At 61.0% G+C, this 18814-nt stretch carries 18 protein-coding genes; 12 read left to right on the forward strand and 6 right to left on the reverse strand.

Annotated elements, in window-relative coordinates; translation table 11 throughout:
- Positions 1 to 21: 21 nt before the first annotated feature.
- Both RHSP_RS12150 and RHSP_RS12155 read right to left on the reverse strand, forming a co-directional pair.
- Positions 22 to 1212 (reverse strand): efflux RND transporter periplasmic adaptor subunit, encoded by a 1191-nt coding sequence (locus RHSP_RS12150; RefSeq protein ID WP_004117087.1) that lies wholly within the window; start codon positions 1210 to 1212, stop codon positions 22 to 24.
- A 174-nt stretch (positions 1213 to 1386) separates the two neighbouring features.
- Positions 1387 to 2199 (reverse strand): alpha/beta hydrolase fold domain-containing protein, encoded by an 813-nt coding sequence (locus RHSP_RS12155; protein ID WP_004117091.1) that lies wholly within the window; start codon positions 2197 to 2199, stop codon positions 1387 to 1389.
- 233 nt (positions 2200 to 2432) lie between these two features.
- Between RHSP_RS12155 and RHSP_RS12160 the strand changes: the two genes are divergently transcribed.
- Positions 2433 to 3344, forward strand: coding sequence for a LysR family transcriptional regulator (locus tag RHSP_RS12160; protein WP_037151497.1), 912 nt, complete (start codon positions 2433 to 2435; stop codon positions 3342 to 3344).
- A 59-nt stretch (positions 3345 to 3403) separates the two neighbouring features.
- On the opposite strand, the gene RHSP_RS12165 is transcribed toward RHSP_RS12160, so the two are convergent.
- Entirely contained in the window at positions 3404 to 3862 is a 459-nt protein-coding gene (locus RHSP_RS12165) for a carboxymuconolactone decarboxylase family protein (protein ID WP_004117096.1), read from the reverse strand.
- Between the two features lie 133 nt (positions 3863 to 3995).
- Between RHSP_RS12165 and RHSP_RS12170 the strand changes: the two genes are divergently transcribed.
- Entirely contained in the window at positions 3996 to 4880 is an 885-nt protein-coding gene (locus tag RHSP_RS12170) for a sigma-70 family RNA polymerase sigma factor (protein ID WP_004117099.1), read from the forward strand.
- A gap of 5 nt (positions 4881 to 4885) precedes the next feature.
- On the opposite strand, the gene RHSP_RS12175 is transcribed toward RHSP_RS12170, so the two are convergent.
- Positions 4886 to 5647, reverse strand: coding sequence for an AraC family transcriptional regulator (locus RHSP_RS12175; RefSeq protein WP_004117102.1), 762 nt, complete (start codon positions 5645 to 5647; stop codon positions 4886 to 4888).
- Positions 5648 to 5787: 140 nt separating this feature from the next.
- On the opposite strand from RHSP_RS12175, the gene RHSP_RS12180 reads away from it, so the two are divergent.
- The 7 genes from RHSP_RS12180 (at position 5788) to RHSP_RS12210 (ending at position 13028) form a co-directional block, all read left to right on the forward strand.
- Entirely contained in the window at positions 5788 to 6735 is a 948-nt protein-coding gene (locus RHSP_RS12180; RefSeq protein ID WP_004117104.1) for a DMT family transporter, read from the forward strand.
- 81 nt (positions 6736 to 6816) lie between these two features.
- Positions 6817 to 7539, forward strand: coding sequence for a GntR family transcriptional regulator (locus RHSP_RS12185; RefSeq protein ID WP_004117107.1), 723 nt, complete (start codon positions 6817 to 6819; stop codon positions 7537 to 7539).
- A 101-nt stretch (positions 7540 to 7640) separates the two neighbouring features.
- Positions 7641 to 8921, forward strand: a complete 1281-nt coding sequence (locus tag RHSP_RS12190) for a cysteine desulfurase-like protein (RefSeq protein WP_037151499.1) — start codon at positions 7641 to 7643, stop codon at positions 8919 to 8921.
- Between the two features lie 180 nt (positions 8922 to 9101).
- A complete protein-coding gene (locus RHSP_RS12195; RefSeq protein ID WP_004117116.1) occupies positions 9102 to 9884 on the forward strand; it encodes an HpcH/HpaI aldolase family protein in 783 nt (260 codons plus the stop codon).
- Between the two features lie 187 nt (positions 9885 to 10071).
- Positions 10072 to 11280, forward strand: a complete 1209-nt coding sequence (locus RHSP_RS12200) for a pyridoxal phosphate-dependent aminotransferase (RefSeq protein ID WP_157385342.1) — start codon at positions 10072 to 10074, stop codon at positions 11278 to 11280.
- 80 nt (positions 11281 to 11360) lie between these two features.
- The gene (locus RHSP_RS12205; RefSeq protein ID WP_004117120.1) at positions 11361 to 12158 is read left to right on the forward strand and encodes an ABC transporter substrate-binding protein; all 798 of its coding nucleotides are present in this window, start codon (positions 11361 to 11363) and stop codon (positions 12156 to 12158) included.
- Between the two features lie 195 nt (positions 12159 to 12353).
- Positions 12354 to 13028, forward strand: coding sequence for an amino acid ABC transporter permease (locus RHSP_RS12210; protein WP_004117123.1), 675 nt, complete (start codon positions 12354 to 12356; stop codon positions 13026 to 13028).
- A 70-nt stretch (positions 13029 to 13098) separates the two neighbouring features.
- Here RHSP_RS12210 and RHSP_RS12215 read toward each other — a convergent pair whose 3' ends face one another.
- Entirely contained in the window at positions 13099 to 13614 is a 516-nt protein-coding gene (locus RHSP_RS12215; RefSeq protein ID WP_004117125.1) for a MarR family winged helix-turn-helix transcriptional regulator, read from the reverse strand.
- A 97-nt stretch (positions 13615 to 13711) separates the two neighbouring features.
- Positions 13712 to 15280 carry a phytoene desaturase family protein gene (locus tag RHSP_RS12220; protein WP_037151503.1) on the reverse strand — a complete coding sequence of 523 codons (1569 nt, stop codon included), beginning with the start codon at positions 15278 to 15280 and terminating at the stop codon, positions 13712 to 13714.
- A 395-nt stretch (positions 15281 to 15675) separates the two neighbouring features.
- Between RHSP_RS12220 and RHSP_RS12225 the strand changes: the two genes are divergently transcribed.
- The 3 genes from RHSP_RS12225 to RHSP_RS12235 all read left to right on the forward strand — a co-directional run bounded on the left by RHSP_RS12225 (position 15676) and on the right by RHSP_RS12235 (position 18657).
- Positions 15676 to 16458: a cyclase family protein gene (locus tag RHSP_RS12225; protein ID WP_004117134.1), complete on the forward strand. Its 783-nt coding sequence runs from the start codon at positions 15676 to 15678 to the stop codon at positions 16456 to 16458.
- A 78-nt stretch (positions 16459 to 16536) separates the two neighbouring features.
- Positions 16537 to 18126 (forward strand): phytoene desaturase family protein, encoded by a 1590-nt coding sequence (locus RHSP_RS12230; RefSeq protein ID WP_004117135.1) that lies wholly within the window; start codon positions 16537 to 16539, stop codon positions 18124 to 18126.
- Between the two features lie 24 nt (positions 18127 to 18150).
- Positions 18151 to 18657 carry a MarR family winged helix-turn-helix transcriptional regulator gene (locus RHSP_RS12235; protein WP_004117136.1) on the forward strand — a complete coding sequence of 169 codons (507 nt, stop codon included), beginning with the start codon at positions 18151 to 18153 and terminating at the stop codon, positions 18655 to 18657.
- The last annotated feature ends 157 nt before the right edge of the window (positions 18658 to 18814 follow it).

Consider the following 18814-nt stretch of genomic DNA (forward strand, 5'->3'; position numbering starts at 1 on the left):
CCACGGGCAGAAGGCGAAGTCTTACTGAGCGGTCGCGACCTTCTCTGCCAACTGCGGTGCGACGACTGCACCGGGACGGATCCGCTGCAGCCCGTTGACGACGATCTTCTCGCCGGCTTTCAGGCCGTTCTCGATCACTCGCTGGCCGTCAACCAGCGACCCGAGCTGGACCTGCCGGTAATTGACCTTGTTCTCGCCATCCACGACGAAGACGAACTTCTTATCCTGGTCGGTGCCGACTGCGCGGTCGTCGATGACGATCCTGTTCTCGGCTTTCGGCTGACCCATACGGACCCGCACGAACTGACCTGGGATGAGACGACCGCCCGGATTGTCGAAGACTGCGCGAACGCTGACAGTGCCGCTCGCCGCATCGACCTCATTGTCGATCAGCTGCAGCTTGCCCTTGATCGGTGTCCCGCTATCGCTTGCCGTACCGATCTGAACCGGGATCTGCTCGATCGGCGCAACGGCGCCACCATTCGCCGGCAGTTCGGCCAGCGCCTGGGTCACGGTCTGCTCGTTGGCGCTGAAGCTCGCATAGATCGGATCGACCGATACTAGCGTTGTCAGTGCCGGCGACGAGGAGCCGGCAGCGACAAGATTGCCGACGGTGACGGCGATCTTACCGACGCGCCCGGCGATCGGAGCGCGGACCTGCGTATAGTCGAGGTTCAGCTGCGCCGTCTGCAGGGCCGCCTGCGCCGCCTTCAGATTGGCCTCCGCCTCGGCATAATTGCTGGTGCGCGCATCCATGTCGCTCTGCGAGATCGTCTTGTTGTCGAAGAGCTTCTGGCCGCGGGCGACTTCGACCTTGGTCAGATCAAGCTTCGCCTTGGCGGCCGATACCTGTGCCTGCGCCTGTGCGACCGTTGCCTCATAGGGTGCAGGATCGATCGTCACAAGCAGGTCACCCTGCTTGACCAAGGCGCCCTCGCGGAAATGCACGGACTGAATTGCGCCGGCGACACGCGGCCGGATTTCGACCCGGTCGATGGCTTCAAGCCGGCCGGAAAACTCCTGCCAAGTGGTAATGTCGCGCGGCTCCACAGCAGCGACAGTGACCGGGATCGCCGGCGTCGCCGCCGGGCCGGCTGCCTCGGTTGCCTGAGCGCCACGCGGCAGCTCCAGATAGAAAGCCGCGCCTGAAATGGCCGCAACAACACCCATGCCGGCACCCCATAGGGCCCAGCGCTTACCGTTGGACTTCATGTTAGTCTCTCCTTTGGTCCCCTCTTGGGACACGGGAACCGAAAAATTCCTATTGTCTCGATACAGTCAGGGGCTCGAAGCGCCACGTATCCGCACGAAGATCACTTCTTGCCTTTGCTTCCGACATCTCATCCAGATCCGCGTTTTCCCTCGCGATCGGAACGCTGCCGTCGATCAAGCCTGCACGTCTTCGACAAAACCCTTGAAACAACAGCATACATCGCGTTGCCATGAAGGCCTGTCCTTCGACTGCCCGCCGTAGAGAGTGGGCCAGCCTGTCCCGGCGGGGAGGACTTGCTGGCGAACACGGACGCCAGCATCTCTCAGCCGACTGCCGTATTCCATGCTCTCGTCGCGGAGCGGGTCGTCCTCGGCCGTGAGCACCAATGCCGGCGCGAGGCCCGAAAGCCGCGAACAGTATCGAGGCGCTGCATAGGGATGGCAAACACCGCCCAGGAAACCCAGGTAACGGTTCCAACCCTCCGTCCAGCGCTCGCGCATGCCGCTTTCCTCCGCCTGGAGGAAAGATTTCGATCCCATGAAGGGATCGAGCAAAGGCGAGATCAATACCTGCCCGTCCAGCGAGCCCGGTATCTGGTCGCGCGCCTTCAAAGCGACGCCCGCTGCGACATTGCCACCCGATTCCTCTCCGGCGACAAACAGCAGCGATTTTTTCGCCCCGCCCAGCGCAAGCATGTTCCGCTTGTTGCTGAGGTAGGCGAGAATCCCGTAGGCGCATTCGAGCACCTTCGGAAAAGCATTCTGATTGCAGCTCGTATAATCAGCCGCAACCACGATGGCCCCGGCCTCTGCGAGGCTTGCCGCCACCGGTCTGTTGGTCGCATGGTCGGTATCGAGAAAAGCGCCGCCGTGCAGATAAAGCACGAGGGGTGCCGCCTTCTTCAAACCTTCGCCGTTATAGATCCGAGCTGCCACCGGCCCCGTAGGCACGTTTTCCAGCACAACATCTTTCCACGGCGCACTCATCGACCCAATTCCCTATCTGTTCGAGTGAATATGATCCAATCCAGCAGCCCTCTAACATGCTTTCAATCATATTCTCGATAATGCGGTCTTTGGCGCCCCCATGCCGCATTGCAACAATTACGATTAAAACATATTGTTATTCCGCTTCGAGAATAAGTAGCCTATATTCGATCAGACTATTCAGGATCACAAACAATCGACCTCTTTTCGTCGAGGTCAAGGGACATCATAGAATGGACCAATTATCAGCAATGCGGGCATTCGCGCGCGTGGTCGAAACGGGTAACTTCACCCGCGCCGCCGCCGCCCTTTCCATGCCGAAGGCAACGGTGACGACGCTCATCCAGTCGCTCGAGGCGCATCTTCACGCCAAACTTCTGAACCGCACGACCCGGCGCGTCATGGTGACGACGGATGGTGCGCTTTACTACGAACGCGCCATTCAGATCCTCTCCGAGATCGAGGAGCTGGACGGCAGCATCAGCAATTCGCAGAGCCTGCCGGGCGGCCGCCTGCGTGTTGAAATGGCCGGCGCCTTCGCCGAGAAGATCGTGATGCCGGCACTGTGTGATTTTCACCAGCGCTACCCCGACATCCACATCGATCTCGGCGTCGGCGATCGGCTCGTGGACTATCTGGCCGAGAATGTCGATTGCGCCTTGCGCGCAGGCATGCCGAGCGACCAGTCGCTGATCGCCCGGCGCGTCGGCGAAATGCACTTTGTCACATGCGCATCTCCTCTTTATATCGAGAAGCACGGCGTCCCGGAACGGCCGGAGAACCTTGAAACCAGTCATCATGCGGTCTGCTACTTTCGCTCGCAAACCGGCCGTACGGTTCCTTTCGTCTTCGAACGCGGCAATGAGTCTCTGGAGATCAGCCCCCGCTATATCCTCTCGGTCAATGACGGCCGCAGCTACATTCATGCGGCGTTGACCGGCCTCGGCATCGCGCAGGTGCCGAGCTTCATGGCGCGGGATGCGCTTGCCAGGGGAGACCTCGTGCCCGTCCTCTCAGGCTGGACCCGGCCTGTCATGCCCATGCACATCGTCTATCCGCCCAACCGGCACCTCAGCAACAAGGTGCGCGTTTTCGTCGACTGGCTGGCGAAATTGCTGGTGACCGCACGGGTCGGTGAAGCGTAAGATCGGAAAATCGCCCTCTCCCTTTTCCAAGGGAGAGGGATCGCGGCTTCGGGCATCCTTCAGTTCCAGGAGGCTCCCGCCTGCTGGCGAACCGTCGAGTTCAGCCGGTTCCAGACATTGTCGATCGCGATCGCAACGATGAGGGCGGACAATGCCTTCTCATCGTAATGCCGGGCGGCTTCGTTCCAAATCTCGTCGGTGACGGCATCCGGCCGGTCGGCAAGCCGGGTGACGGCTTCCCCTAGAGCAAGAGCCGCGCGCTCGGCATCCGAAAAATAGGGCATTTCGCGCCAGGCGGAGACGCCGACGATACGTTCCATCGTTTCGCCCGCCTTCTGCAGCTTGCGAAAGCCCATATCGGTGCAGACGCTGCAGCCGTTGATCTGGCTGACGCGCAGATGCACGAGGTCCATGGTGTTTTCCGACAGGCCGCGATCCTTGATCGAATTGCTGACGGCCATAAGCGCCTGCAGCGTTTCGGGCAGGACGAGGGCTGGGTTCTTCATACGAGCTTGCATATTTGTTTCCTCTGTTGTGCGAGCGCTGTTGCCGCTCGCGTTCAGACGATGCACTTTCCTGCCGATCCGTTGTCACACCGGCCGGATTTCGTTCGTCATAGGTCTGACGGAACACGATGAGGGAATGTGACCGATGGACGAAAAAAAGTGGCAGTCGGAAAAATTCGAGGCGAACCGGCCGCATCTGCGCGCCGTTGCCTATCGTATGCTCGGCTCGCGCACGGAGGCCGAGGATGCCGTGCAGGAAACATGGCTGCGCCTGGTCAGAAGCGACACCACCGATGTCGAAAATCTCAGCGGCTGGCTGACGACGGTCACCGCACGCATCTGCCTCGACTTGCTGCGCGCCCGCAAATCCCGCCGCGAAGAACCGCTGACAATTCATGTTCCCGAACCGATGGTGGTACATGAGGCCGGAAACGGCACCGATCCGGAACAGGATGCTCTACTGGCCGATTCCGTCGGCCTCGCCCTTCTGGTCGTCCTGGAAAAACTCAATCCGGCCGAACGTCTTGCTTTTGTTCTGCACGACATGTTCGACGTCTCTTTCGACGATATAGCCCCGATTCTGGGACGCACGACGGTTGCGACGCGCCAGCTTGCGAGCCGCGCCCGCCGCCGCGTGCAGGATACGCCATCGACAACGGAAGCCGATCTCACCCGCCAGCGCCATGTGGTCGATGCCTTCCTGACAGCCTCCCGCGTCGGCGACATGCAGGCGCTATTGGCCGTGCTTGATCCCGAAGCGATCTTCCGTCCGGATGCCGTCGCGGCTCATATGGGATCCGTCGGCGAAATCCGAGGGCGGGCCGCCGTCGCCGCGACCTTCAACGGCCGCGCGCAAGCAGCACGACCAGCCGTCATCGATGGCGCCGTCGGCGCCGTCGTGGTTATCGGCGGGCAGCTCCGCATCGCGCTTGGCTTTACGCTTAATGAGGACAATCTGGTCACGGCCGTCGATGCAATGGCCGATCCGGAACGGCTGCGCAAGCTCGACATCCTGATGATCGAGCCATGAACGCGCTATCTTATCTGCGTCGGGCTCGTCCCCGTCAGCCGGCGAAACATGGCGATGAAGGCGGACGCGTTGCTATAGCCCAGTCGCGAGGCGATGCGCTGAACCGGCTCGCCGGCTTCGATCAGCGACAGGGCGGCGACGAGCTTGGATCGCTGGCGCCATTCGTTGAAGGAAAGGCCGAGATCGTCCTGGCATCGGCGCGACAAAGTCCGCTCGGTCGTTCCCATCCGGCGCGCCCATTCGCTGAGCGAGTGCCGGTCGCCGGGATCGGCCTGCAGGGCGCTCAGAACCGGGCCAAGCAATGGGTCATCTGAAAACGGCAGATAGTTATCGCAGCCGGGCGCCAGACGAATCTGATCGACCAGAACCTGCGCGAGCCGCAAATCTTCTGCTGTTTCCGGCATGGTGATATCCCGCGCGGCGAAATCTGCGAGGATCGCCTTCAGCAGCGGGCTGATGCTCAGCATCGAGGGCTTATCAGGCAAATCGGCGCAGAGCCCGCGTTCGACATAGACGGTCACATAGCGCAGATCATGCTGATTGTGGGCGCCGTGCATCGTGTCCGGCGGCAGCCAGATGGCATAATGCGGCGGCGACAGATAGCGCACGCCCTGAATGTCGAACTCGCAGACGCCGATAAGCGCGTAATTGAGTTCGCCCCAGGGCTGGCTCTTTTTGGGAAAGACCGTGCCCGCTCTATAATTCTCCGTCCGAAAGGAAACGGGATTGGGCGGATCGCCCTGAATGCGTGGAGGCCTGTCCGGCATGTCGTCATTTCACTACTGATTGTCCTAATCTCGTTATATACCAGAATTCGGACAGGCGGTAGAAGAGCCCCACGGTGGCGAATGATGTTCGCCATTCCTCGTTTCGCATCGAAGCCAGAACGACGTCGGGAGACTGTTCCATGAGCAATCAGTCGAACTCATCCGCATCCATCGTCAGCGCAGTCGGATTGGCGCCGCTGCTGACGGTGCTGATCTGGTCCGGCAACACCGTCGTTACCAAGGCTTCCGCCGGCGTGATCTCTCCGGGTTCGATCTCTTTCTATCGCTGGCTGCTGGCCTTCGTCGTGCTCCTGCCCTTCGTCGGCCGCGCGGCATGGCGAAACCGGGCCGCGCTGCGCGAGCATTGGCTGAGGCTCACCATCCTCGGCGCCCTTGGCATGGTGATCTACCAGAGCCTCGCCTATGAGGCGGCCAAGACGACATCGGCCGTCAACATGGGCGTGATGGTTGCTCTGATGCCGCTGATGTCGACCTTGCTCGCCGGCCTGCTGGCAGGCGAAAGACTGACGACCGCGAGCATCGCAGGATGCGCCATTTCGCTGATCGGGCTTGTCTACCTGACATCGCAGGGAGACCCGATGCGGCTGATAAACGGCGGCTTCCATATCGGCGACGGACTGATGATCATCGCCGTCCTCTCGAATGCACTTTATGGCGTCATGCTCAAGCGTTGGGCCATGCCGATACCGATGTGGCAGCAGCTCTTCTGGCAGATCGGCTTCTCGACCATGCTGCTAGTCCCGATTTTCCTGGTGGGCGATATCTCGCCGGTCACCGCAGCAAACCTGCCGCTGATCCTCTATGCCGCAATCCCAACCTCGCTCATTGCCCCGCTCTGCTGGATGATCGGCATTCAAAGGCTCGGAGCGAGCCGGACATCGCTACTGATCAATCTGCTACCCATCCTCGTCGCGGCACTGGCCTGGGCACTTCTCGGAGAGCAGTTGCATTCCTACCATGCCATCGGCGGCGCCCTCGCCCTCATCGGTGTCGGCCTTGGCTTGCGAAAGGCCTCGGCGAAGACCGGTCAAGCCGATAAGGCAAGCTGGGAGGCTGAGGAAGCCTGAGCAAGGCCCCGCGAGCCCCTTTCCTTTCGCCTGCCCTTCGTTTTACCATGGACGAGTCCCAGCAGTGAAAAGGAAGCAAGCGTGCGCATAGCCCTGGAACCGGTGTCCTCCAGAACGACGATCCAGGAGAGCGTCTATCAGCAGCTGAGAAATGCGCTCATGGCCGGCAATTTCGATCCCGGCCAGACCCTGACGATCGCCTCGCTCGCCGAAACCTTCGGAACCAGCAACATGCCGGTCCGCGAAGCCTTGCGCCGGCTCGCCGCCGAAAATGCCCTGGAAGTCGCCGCCAACGGCTCGGCCCGCATTCCGATCGTCACGCTTGCGCGACTCGACGATCTTTGCCGCGCCCGCATCGCTGTGGAGGGCCTGGCCGCCGAGCTCGGCATGCCGAACCTCACCCCCACCGACATTGAAACGCTTGAGCGCATCGCCGGCGAACAGCATGTGATCGGCCTCGGCGCCAACGTCTACGACCTGATGGCCAAGAACCAGCAGTTCCACTTCACCATCTACAGCGCTTCCGGCTCCGAAGTGCTGCTGCAGTTGATCGAGACCTTGTGGCTGCGCTTCGGCCCCTACATGCGCATGCTCTCAGCCTCGGTCGAGCCTTTGATGCGCAGCGGCCAGCTCGACCCTGCGGGCGAGCACGTCGCGATCGTCAAGGCGCTGAAAGCCGGTGATTTTGCCGCCGCCCGAGATGGGGTCGTCGCCGATATCAGACGCACCCACGAAATCCTGCAGGACTATTGCCCGGCCACGCAGGACGAGCCGCGCAAGGGCTCCAGTTCCACCCGCCGCTAAACTTCCGACATAGGTTGAGAAATTTGGTTGAACCTTAAAGTATTTTGTGATCAAATGATCAAAATAGAAGTTTCAATCCCAACATACAGAGCGAGATCCCCATGAGCTCCGCCCCTTCCGCATCGCAATTCGCCGGCCATAACAATTTCCCGGTCGACGAGGTCCGCGCCATGTTCCCGGCCATCCAGAAGGCTGGCGATTTTGTCTTTCTCGACAATGCAGGCGGCGCGCAGGTGCCGCAGACGGTGGTGGATGCGGTTGCCAATCACCTGATCGATTTCAACGTTCAGCGCATGGCGAAATACCAGCACAGCCAGGGCGTCGACCGCAATCTGGACGAAGCGCGCGAAAGCGTCGCCATGCTGGTCAACGCCTATCGCCCGGAAGAAATCTCCTTCGGCCAGAACGCCACCTCCTTCATTCGTCTCGTGAGCCTCGGCATTGCCAAGCTGCTCGGAGAACGCAACGAGATCGTCGTCACCGACATGGATCACGACGCCAACATCGCCACCTGGATGGCGCTGGAAGGTGAAGGCGCCAAGATCGTCTGGTGGCGCATGCGCGAGGACGGCACGCTGCATCCGGAAGATCTGAAGCCGCTCCTGAACGACAAAACCCGGCTCGTTGCCTGCACAGTCACGGCGCATTCGATCGGCACCATCGTCGATGTCGCTGCCGTCTGCAAACTGGCACAAGCCGCCGGTGCCGAAACCTTCCTCGATTGCGTCCACTACGGCCCGCATGGCCTGATCGACGTTCAGGCCTGGGGCTGCGACTATCTCGTCTGCTCCGGCTACAAGAATTTCTCGCCGCATATGGGCTTCCTCTGGGGTCGCTACGACGCGTTGGTCAAGCTTCCCACATTCAAGGAAGACTTCATTCCGGACGTGCCGCCCTACAAGATCGAAGTCGGCACCTTCACCTACGAGAACGTCGCCGGCATGAACGCCGCGGTCAACTATCTCGAAGGCCTCGGCCGTCGCTTCCTGCCGAGCGGCAACCACAGCCGCCGTGAGGCGCTTGCAGCCGCCATGGGCGCGATCCGCCAATATGAACTGTTGCTCTCGCGCGAAATGATCGCGGTGCTGAAGCGCCACGGCGCCACCATCTATGGCGTCTCCGACGAAAACCGTCTCGAACAGCGCGTTCCCACAATCTGCTTCAACATGCCAGGCATCACGCCGCAGGAATTTGCCGGCGAGATGGGCAAGGAGCGTATCGGCCTGCGCGACGGTCACATGTTCGCACCGCGCCTGATGAAGCGCCTGGGCCTTTCCATGGAAACGGGCGCCATTCGCGTGTCGCTGGTGCATTATAACAAGATCGAGGAGATCGCCCGGTTCGAGGCGGTCCTGACCAAGGTCATGGCGCGGCGCAAATAAGCTGCGCTCATGAGCGGTGGCGGCGCCCGAACAACCCCGCCACCGCAATGCTCCGCATCGTCAGTTGCAATCGGCAACGATACGGAAAGCGACCTCGAGTTCAAAGTGGATTACCGCTTCGCAGCTATGGCTTTTCGGTCTATCCCTCGTTGAGAGGACCGTGGGAGTGAGAGGAAGAGGATGAGCGATTTCCGCCGGAATTGCATCGAGCGCAGGCTGATTGTCGGCACCTTTGCGGCCATCCCGCATCCGGTCGCCATCGAAGTCACGGCAGCCGCAGGCGTCGATTTCCTCTGCATCGACTGGGAGCATTCGCAGATCGGCCGCGAGCGCATCGAGGATCTGATCCGTGCCGCCGATCTCCACCGCGTTCCCGCCATGGTCCGCGTCCCCGGGCATGCCGCCGAAGACATTGCAGCCGTTTTGGATGCAGGCGCCGCAGGCGTTCTGGTGCCAAGGATTTCAACAGCCGAGCAGGCTCGGGCTGCCGTACAGGCCACACGCTATCCGCCGCTTGGCGCGCGTGGCGTCGGTCCCGGCCGCGCCGCAGCCTATGGCTACCGCATCCCCGATTATCTCGCCAAGGCCAATGCCGAACTGGTGCTTGCCATCCAGGTCGAGACGGCCGAAGGGCTAGCCAACGTTGCCGATATCGCCGCCGTCGACGGTGTCGACCTCATTTTCATCGGCCCTGGCGATCTCTCGGTCTCGATCGATGCGATTGGACCGGCAGGAAAGGAAAAGCTCGACGCCGCCATCCGCACCATCACGGAAACGGCTCTTTCGGCCGACCGTGCGGTCGGTATTTTTCGCCCTTCGCCTGACGATGTCGGCGCCTGGTCGCAAGCAGGCATAAGCTTCTTCCTGCTCGCGAGCGACACGATGTTTCTCGGCGCCGGCATGGCAGCGGGCATCGTCGGGGCCAAGAAGCATCAGAGCACTTCGGAGGCGAAGGAAAAATGAACGATTCCAAACCTTTAATGTACATGCCGACAGCAACCGAAGCGGATGAAAACATGGACCTTTAAGCTTAAAATTTGTCCTTGAAATGCATTTGTTTTTGGATAAGCATTCGAAAATGAAGAGCAATCCGGGCGCAGGTTTAAGCCGTCGTTTCGTTCCTTCAACACCGATTTCCCAGGGGAATTCCTTGTCTCTTCTGCCGCAGCACAATTTGCCGAACGCCATCGCCGGTCGCGACGCCCTTGAAGGCATCCGCGCCCAGATCCGCGACATGCGCACCGACAACATCGCCGTCCTCGCCAAGCGCGCCCGCGAACTCGGCGGCGTCATACCGCTCTGGTTCGGCGAAGGCGACATCGTGACGCCGGCCTTCATCCGCGACGCCGCGAAGAAGGCGCTGGACGATGGCGCGACCTTCTATGTCCCGAACATGCGCGGTCTCCCGACGCTGAACGAGGCGCTCTCGGACTATCAGACCCGCTGGCACCAGCGCCCTATCCCCATCGAGCGCACGACGGTCGCTCCCGGCGGCGTGCAGGCGCTCTATATGGCGCTCGAACTGCTCGTCGACGTCGGCACCAATGTCGTCTACGTCGCGCCGCAATGGCCGAATATCCACAACGCCATTCACCTGATCGGCGGCGAGCCGCGCGCCGTATCGCTTGATTTCGATACCGACTGGCGCCTCGATCTCGACAAGCTCTTTGCCCGCTGCGATGCGCGCACCCGCGCGATCTTCCTGTCGACGCCCGCCAATCCGACGGGCTGGACCGCCTCTCGCGAGGAGATGCTGGCACTGCTCGACTTCAGCCGCCGCACCGGCATCTGGATCATTTCCGACGAAGTCTATGCCCGCCTCTATTTCGACGGCGAGATTGCACCGTCGATCCTGCAGGTGGCGGAAGACGGCGATCGCGTGATCGCGGTCAACAGCTTTTCGAAGGCATGGGCGATGACCGGCTGGCGCGTCGGCTGGCTGACGCATCCTTCAGCGATTGCCGACCAGCTCGGTGCGATGACGCAATATATCAACAGCGGCACATCGGCGATGGTACAGGCAGGGGCCGCCGCGGCGTTGCGCGAAGGCGAGCCGCTGATTGCCGAGATCCGCGGCCGGATCAAGGCCGGCCTCGACCTTGCTTATGAGAAGCTGCCGCAGATACCCGGCATGATCCTTCCGGAAAAGCCGCGCGGCGGCATGTATGCCTTCTTCGCACTGCAGGGAGAGCCCGATGCGACCGCGCTTTGCGAGCGCATTCTGGAGACGGCCCGCGTCGGTCTGGCGCCCGGCTATCACTTCGGAGAATCCTCGCGGTCATTCCTGCGCATGTGCACTTTCCGCGAAACCGAACAGATGCGCCTCGCCCTCGACCGCATGGTCGATGCGATGACATGAGACGGCCGCCCTGACGGGCGGACGGGGAATACCGCGGGTGAGAGGAAAGCCCGCAGCCATAACCAGAGGGAGACTAAAAAATGCATATAACTCGTCGTAGTCTGCTGGTCCTCGCGACCGCCGTCGGCCTGGCCGGCGGAAGCCACTTTGCCTATGCCGCCGACGCGCTGAATGTCGGCTCCTATCCGAACAACCCGCCCTTCGAATACAAAACTGCCAATGGCGGTTTCGAAGGCTTCGAGGTCGATGTGGTCAACGAAGCGGCCAAGCGCGCCGGCATGACCACCAACATCGCCGACTATGGCTTTCAGGCCCTGTTTGCGGCAACGAGCTCCAAGCGCATCGACGTGGCGATCTCGTCCATCACCATCACGCCGGAGCGCCTGAAGTCGCAGTCCTTCACGCAGCCCTACTACGACTCCGACATGGGCGTCGCCACCAAGGAAGGCAGCTCGATCAAGGCGCTCGCCGATCTCAAGGGCGCGGTCGTCGGCGTACTCTCCGGCTCGACCGGCGAAAAATGGGTCAATGACAACAAGGCCGCTAAGGGCTTTGCCGACGTCAAGGGCTACAATTCGCAGCAGGACATGTTCCTCGATCTCGGCGCCGGCCGTATCGACGCCGTCGTCAGCGACATTCCGGGCATGCAGTATCTCTTCGTCAAGACCAAGGGCTTCGCCATCAAGGATCGCATCAAGACCGGCGAGCAATACGGCCTGATGATGACCAAGGATTCGCCGCTGCTCGGCAAGATCAACGACGCCATCACCGCGATGAAGAAGGACGGCACGCTGGAAAAGATCCACGAGAAGTGGTTCGGCAGCAAGGCGCCGACTGGCTCCTCCACCGTCACCGAATTGCCTATCCCCAAGGCGTGATCAAAAGATCATCGTCGAAATGAGCTGCGCCGGTCGTAACGACCGGCGCAGATACAAGAGCAATTCCGGCAAAAGTGCGAAGCGGTTTTTCGTCCGGAATTGCGTAAAAACAAAGAGATAGAGCATTTCTGCGACTCCGTTTAATGCAGAAATGCTCTAAGAGATCTTGTCTTCGTCTTGCACACGGGAGTGCCAATGTCTTTCGTCGATACCTTCTTCAATTCCGACGTCATGATCTCGGCTTTCCCGCAGCTGTTGCGCGGGCTTTGGATGACCATCGCGCTCGGCGTGGTCAGCATCCTGATCGGCGTGACCGGCGGCCTCATCGTCAGCCTGGTTCGCCTCTATGCTCCTAAGCCGCTGCAACTGCTGATGATCGCCTATATCGACATCATGCGCGCCATGCCGATGCTGGTCGTGCTGATTCTGATCTATTACGCGCTGCCCTTCGTCGGCATCAGCTTTTCGGCCTGGTGGTCGGCGATCATCGGCTTTTCCATCGTGCTTGCGGCCTATTCGGCTGAAGTCTTCCGCTCTGGCATCGAAAGCGTGCCGCGCGGCCAGTTCGAAGCCGCGGCAGCTCTCGGCATTCCCTTCCTGATCACGCTTTACAAGGTCGTGCTGCCGCAGGCGGTCCGCATCGTCATCCCGCCGACGACAAGCAATTGCGTCTCGATGTTCAAGGATACGTCGCTTGCCTCGACTGTGGCGCTGCCGGAACTGCTGAAAGAAGGCCAGAATGCCCAAGGCTTCTACGCCAACCCCTCGCCGCTGATCATGGCCGCGGTGATCTATGTCATCCTGCTCTGGCCGATGGTGCGCCTCGTCAGCGTGCTGGAGAAGAAGTTCAAGGGCGAGCGCGCCCGTTAGAACGGCGTCGGGAAAGGCGCATGGCGGTTTTCCGCAGGCAATCGCTTGGAAACAAGCGGGCCTACGATCGCTACTCGAAATCGGCACCCGAAAGATGGTTGCTCACCGATGACTTCACCTCGCCGATATCCCGCCACAACTCGCTGACGATGGCGGGATCGACATCCGCCATCATATCGCGCAGCCAGCCCTCATGGGCGGCCGCCATGGCGCTGAATGACGTCTCGCCCTTCGCTGTCAGCTTCGCGACCGTCACGCGCCGGTCGCCATCGGGAGTCACGCGCAATACGAGGCCATCGGCCTCCAGCCGCTCGACAAGCCCGGTGACGTTGCCATTGGTGACCATGGTGCGCTTCGACAGCTCTCCGAGCCGCAGGCCCTCGCGCTCGCGATAGAGCTGCGCCATCAGGTCGAATTGCGGCAGGGTCGCGCCGAACTCGTTGCGCAGCCGGCGGCGGATTTCCTGTGAGATCAGCTTCGTGGTCGACAGCATGCGCAGCCAGAGCCGCAGCTCCAGCTTTTTGCCTTCCTGCGCTCCCTGGACAATGATCTCCAGATCAACGTTTGCACTCTCGGACTCTGTCATGACGTCGCCTCGGCCTATCATTCCGCATCATCAATCTAAGCGATCTAGGGAACGATTTTTGAAATGTCAAAGGTTTGGCCGTCAAGTCGCTTTGCCGTCACTTGGCCAGCATTTTCCCCAACATGAAACCGGAACCGGCACCCGTTCCCGCACCCGGCCATGTCGAGGCCCCGCACATGAACAGCGATCCCACGGGCGTCTTGTAACGCGAATAGCCGGCAACGGGGCGGAACAGGAAGTTCTGGTCGAGGTGATGGCTACCCGAGAGATTGTCGCCGCCGACAAGGTTCGGATTTTCGCGTTCGAGATCGATGGGAGAAAAGACCGAGCGGCCCAATATCTTGCTACGCAAGCCTGGGGCGTAGCGCTCGATGATATCGAGGACCCGCTCCGCATAGGCATCCTTGATCCCGTCCCAGTCAGCGCCGGTGATTTCGTCTGCGGCATCGCCACGGAATTGCGCCGGCAGGACGCGCACCTGTATCCAGAGCACATGCTGCCCGGAAGGCGCGCGCGAGGGATCAATGGCTGTGGGCTGGCCCACCACCAGGGCAGGCTCGACCGGCAGCAAGCCGCCCATCGCCTCGGCATAGACGCGCGACATCATTTCGAGATCCGGCGCGATATGCACATAGGCGAAATTCTGCAGCGCCTTGCCCGCCGTCCAGTCCGGAAGACCCGACAGCGCCAGATGGATCATCATCGTGCCAGGGCCGGGCCGGAAGCGAGAAACCTTGCCATCGAACTCCTGGCGCGACGGATCCTGATCGAGAAGCTTGCCGAAGAGGATCTGCGGATGGATGTTGGCAATAACGGCGCGCTTCGCTTCATAGCGGCGTCCATCGGCAAGAACGACGCCCGTCGCCTTTCCGCCTGCCGTGACGATCTTGTCGACGCGCGTGCCCAGCATCAATTCGCCGCCCTTGCTCTTCAGCACGGCCGCCATCGCCTTGATGATCGTATCGGCTCCCCCCTTGCCGATCACCATGCCGAAGGCCTGATTGGCCATGGATTCGAGATAAGGAAACAGCGCGCCGCCGGCGACATCGGGCGCAAAATCGAGATGCAGCCCCCAGGCGGCCATCATCGTTTTGAGCTTGGTATTCTGGAAGCGGGCGTCGAGAAAATCGCGCGGCGAGGCAAACAGCATGCGCGCCGTGTCGTAGACCCAGCCGATCCCCTTTTCGCGCCACGCCTTCCAGACGACCTTGGCGGCGGCCATGGAGGGCATGGGCGAGCCGAGCAGACCGAAGATATGCGGGGCATCCGCGCCAAACTGCGAGAGCATATTGCGCCAGGCGGCAGCATCCTGCGGCGATATATCGGCGATGGCACCCGCAGTCTTCTCCAGATCGGTACTGACGCCGAGGTAGGTATTGTCGCGGAAGACGCTGGCGAAGCAATCCGCAGCGGGCCCGAAGCCCAGGCCTTCGGCCAACAGCTCATTCTTGTACTGCGCAAAGAAGGCGGAGCCTGCGAACATGGAAAGGTTCATGGCGCAAAGATCGTGCCTGAAGCCGGGCAGCGTCACCTCGCGGGTCTTGACTGCACCGCCCGGCTCAGCATTGCCCTCGATGACGGCAACCTTCCAGCCTTTCGCCGCCAGATGCACCGCCGCCGCCAGGCCATTGTGCCCCGCTCCCACTATGATCGCATCATAGCTCATCGTTCGCCCCTCATTCGTCGGTGATTATTATTGTCACATGCATACATCTTGAGCTTTAAGCTTCAAGTATTTATTGGCGCGAATTTCGCCGGTATTAGCAACCAGTGCGAGCATATGCCAAAGTTGTTTCTATAATATCCTTTCATTTTCAGCAACTTAATGACTCAGAGGCGACCCCTGCAAACGCGTCAAAATTGGACGCCTCCCCCATGCCGGAATGCTTGCAATATCATATATTGTGACATAGGCTCCCCTCATTCCGCCGCCGCGCGGGTCTGGTGCTGAGAGGAAAGGCACCCCGCGTCTGGCGAAAATGGCTTCACGCTAGATCCCGTTTGAAGACCCGCGAAGCGGCTCTCCGTACGGGCTCCTGCGACAACAAAGGGAACGCTATCATGACTGCCAACACACTCGCCAGCCTGGCCACCGCCCTGATTTCGGGCTCCGTCAAGGTCGTCGATCTCACCGCGCCGCTCGGCCCGGATACGCCGGTGCTCTACCTGCCGCCACAGTTCGGCAAGAACACGCCCAAGGTCAAGGTCCATACGATCTCGGAATACAACCAGGACGGCCCGTTCTGGGCCTGGAACTGGCTGGAACTCGGCGAGCATACCGGCACTCACTTCGATGCGCCCTGCCACTGGATCACCGGCAAGGACAATCCGAACAACACGACGGATACCATCCCTCCGCAGAATTTCGTCGCTCCAGTCAACGTCATCGACCGCTCCAAGGAAGCCGCCGCCAATCCCGACTATCTGCTGACGGTCGACAGCATCAAGGAATGGGAAGCCCAGCATGGCGCGATCGATGCCGGCAGCTGGGTGCTGCTGCGCACCGACTGGTACAAGCGCAACGGCTCGACCGAGGCCTTCCTGAACGCCGATGAAAACGGCCCCCATTCTCCCGGCCCGACGGCCGAAGCCATCGAATATCTGCTGAGCAAGGGCATTATCGGCTGGGGTTCGGAAACGATCGGCACCGATGCCGGATCCGCCGGCGGCATGAACCCGCCTTTCCCGGCGCACAACCTGATGCACAAGGCCAACCGCTATGGCCTCGCCAGCCTCTCCAATCTCGATCAGCTTCCGGCCAAGGGCGCGGTGCTGATCGCCGCCCCGCTCAAGTTCGTCAAGGGAACCGGCTCGCCGGTTCGTGCTTTGGCGTTGATTGCATGATAGGCTGGAAAAGGTGGGGCCTGCGGGTAATTTAGGCCCCTCCTTTCCATTTTATCTTGCCTATGAGGGGCACTGGCAATGGGCGATCATGATTACATCATCGTCGGCAGCGGCATTAATGCACTTGTCGCTGCCGCGATGCTTGGCAAAAAAGGCCATAAGGTGCTCGTGCTCGAGCGCAACGACCGCATAGGCGGCTGCCTGCGCACCGAGGAGATCACCGAGCCCGGCTTCATTCACGACGTCATGGCGACGACCATGGTGCTGTTCCTGACCTCGCCGGCCTATGGCGCCATCGGCAAGGATCTGGAGGCGCGGGGCCTGGAGTTCGCCCATGCCGACCTTCCCACAGGCGCGCTGCGACCCGACGGTTCGCATGTCATCTTTTCCAAGGACAGGCGGCGTAATATCGCTACCTTTGACGAATTGTCGCTGGGCGACGGGCAGACCTTCTCTCGCGAGATGGAGGCGCTTGCCGCCGACGCGCCATTCCTGTTTTCCCTGCTCGGCGGTGCGCTATGGTCGGGATCGACCTTGAAGACCGTTGCAAAGCAGGGCTGGAACCGCGGCCTGCGCAAGCTTGCGGCCTGGTTTGGCGACGCGCTGACGCCGGCGCGCGGCTATCTCGAAACCAGCTACAAATCCGAGGATATCCGCGCCCTTTGGGCGCCCTGGGTGCTTCATTGCGGGCTTGGACCCGAAAGCGCCTATTCTGCTGAAATGCTGAAAGTGATCGGCTTCGCGCTCGAGCTCGGCGGTGCGCCGATCGTCAAGGGCGGCGCCGCAAAGTTGCTGACAGCCTTCGAACGGCTGATTGGCGACCATGGCGGCGAAATCCGCCTCAATGCCGATGTCGCTGCCATCATCCCAGGCCCCAATCGCCGCGCCGACGGCGTGCGCCTTGCGAGCGGCGAAATCTTGAGGGCCAAATCCGGCGTCATCTGCTCGGTGACACCCAACCAGCTTTATGACCGGCTGATGGAAGATTGGCCGGATTCAATGCCGGCCGAGGTCAAATCCGGCGTTGCCAATTACCGCTATGGCAAGGGCAATATGCAGATCCACTACGCGCTTTCCGAGCCGCCGCGCTGGAAGGCCGACGCCGAACTCGGCAAGGTCGCGCTGCTGCATCTGACCCCTGGCCTCGACGGCGTGTCGCGTGCCGCCAACGAATGCGAGCGCGGACTATTGCCTGCCGAGCCAACCGTCTGCGTCGGGCAGCCCGTCGCGCTCGATCCGAGCCGTGCACCGGAAGGAAAATCGATCCTCTGGCTGCAGCTTCCTGAAGCACCGCGCCATATCAAGGGCGATGCCGCCGGCGAAATCGCAACACCGGAGGACGGCCGCTGGACGGAAGAGGTGCGGGAACGTTATGCCGACCGCGTCGAAGCGCTGCTATCAAGCCATATCGAGAACTTCTCGAGCATAAAGCTCGCCCGCCGTGCCTACTCTCCGGGTGATCTGGAAGCCATGAACATGAACCTCGTCGGCGGCGACCCCTATGGCGGCTATTGCGGCCTCGACCAGTTTTTCATCTGGCGTCCCTTCAAGTCATCTGTTAACCACCGCACCCACATATCAGGCCTGTACCACATCGGCGCTTCGGCGCATCCCGGTCCAGGCCTTGGCGGAGGCTCCGGCTTCCTGCTCGCATCATCGCTGAAGTAACAAGTTTCCTGGGGAGCATCGTCGATGGAGGAACGGTTTTCAGGCACCGTTTTAAGGCGCAAGCGGGATGAGAACGCCAAGCGCCCGACCATGGGCGAAATCGGCCTCAATCATTTCGCGCCCTATCTGATGAACCGGCTGATGGCGCGCTGGAACGCCAATCTTTCGGAAGAGCTGCGCGAATACGACATGACGACCGCGAAGATGCGCGCGCTCGCCGTCCTCAGCGTCTCCTCCAGCGTCACCATCAACGAGCTCTCCGTCTTTGCCGTGACCGAACAGTCGACGATGAGCCGCACCTTGGATTCCCTCGAACAGCAGGGTTACATCCGCCGCCAGCCGCGCGTCGAAGACATGCGCATCCGCGACGTTTCCATCACCGAAGAAGGCCGCGCCGCCTTCGAAAAGGTGTGGCCGACCATGTACGACCTCTTCCTGCAGATGTTCGACGGCGTCGACGAAGCCGAATACCGCACCTTCATCTCGACCTTGCACAAGGTGCTGCACAATATCAGGAAGCACGAGATCTGAGATGGATCATCCCGCCACCGGCGGGCGGGAAAGCAAATTCTTACATTTAGCCGCCGGGCTAAGTGTTAGAATTTGCAAGGGCGGGGGTAGGCAGGGACGCATGAACTTCCGGAACAAAGACGAACAAGAAACGGACCCCCGCTCTGGCAATTTCAAT

It is taken from the genome of Rhizobium freirei PRF 81 (genome assembly GCF_000359745.1).
GTDB lineage: Bacteria > Pseudomonadota > Alphaproteobacteria > Rhizobiales > Rhizobiaceae > Rhizobium > Rhizobium freirei.

Bases quoted from the DNA above. Each gene is read 5' to 3' on its own strand.
- RHSP_RS12150 (WP_004117087.1), bottom strand. From the start codon at position 1,212: ATGAAGTCCAACGGTAAGCGCTGGGCCCTATGGGGTGCCGGCATGGGT.
- RHSP_RS12155 (WP_004117091.1), bottom strand. From the start codon at position 2,199: ATGAGTGCGCCGTGGAAAGATGTTGTGCTGGAAAACGTGCCTACGGGG.
- RHSP_RS12160 (WP_037151497.1), top strand. From the start codon at position 2,433: ATGGACCAATTATCAGCAATGCGGGCATTCGCGCGCGTGGTCGAAACG.
- RHSP_RS12165 (WP_004117096.1), bottom strand. From the start codon at position 3,862: ATGCAAGCTCGTATGAAGAACCCAGCCCTCGTCCTGCCCGAAACGCTG.
- RHSP_RS12170 (WP_004117099.1), top strand. From the start codon at position 3,996: ATGGACGAAAAAAAGTGGCAGTCGGAAAAATTCGAGGCGAACCGGCCG.
- RHSP_RS12175 (WP_004117102.1), bottom strand. From the start codon at position 5,647: ATGCCGGACAGGCCTCCACGCATTCAGGGCGATCCGCCCAATCCCGTT.
- RHSP_RS12180 (WP_004117104.1), top strand. From the start codon at position 5,788: ATGAGCAATCAGTCGAACTCATCCGCATCCATCGTCAGCGCAGTCGGA.
- RHSP_RS12190 (WP_037151499.1), top strand. From the start codon at position 7,641: ATGAGCTCCGCCCCTTCCGCATCGCAATTCGCCGGCCATAACAATTTC.
- RHSP_RS12195 (WP_004117116.1), top strand. From the start codon at position 9,102: ATGAGCGATTTCCGCCGGAATTGCATCGAGCGCAGGCTGATTGTCGGC.
- RHSP_RS12205 (WP_004117120.1), top strand. From the start codon at position 11,361: ATGCATATAACTCGTCGTAGTCTGCTGGTCCTCGCGACCGCCGTCGGC.
- RHSP_RS12210 (WP_004117123.1), top strand. From the start codon at position 12,354: ATGTCTTTCGTCGATACCTTCTTCAATTCCGACGTCATGATCTCGGCT.
- RHSP_RS12215 (WP_004117125.1), bottom strand. From the start codon at position 13,614: ATGACAGAGTCCGAGAGTGCAAACGTTGATCTGGAGATCATTGTCCAG.
- RHSP_RS12220 (WP_037151503.1), bottom strand. From the start codon at position 15,280: ATGAGCTATGATGCGATCATAGTGGGAGCGGGGCACAATGGCCTGGCG.
- RHSP_RS12225 (WP_004117134.1), top strand. From the start codon at position 15,676: ATGACTGCCAACACACTCGCCAGCCTGGCCACCGCCCTGATTTCGGGC.
- RHSP_RS12230 (WP_004117135.1), top strand. From the start codon at position 16,537: ATGGGCGATCATGATTACATCATCGTCGGCAGCGGCATTAATGCACTT.
- RHSP_RS12235 (WP_004117136.1), top strand. From the start codon at position 18,151: ATGGAGGAACGGTTTTCAGGCACCGTTTTAAGGCGCAAGCGGGATGAG.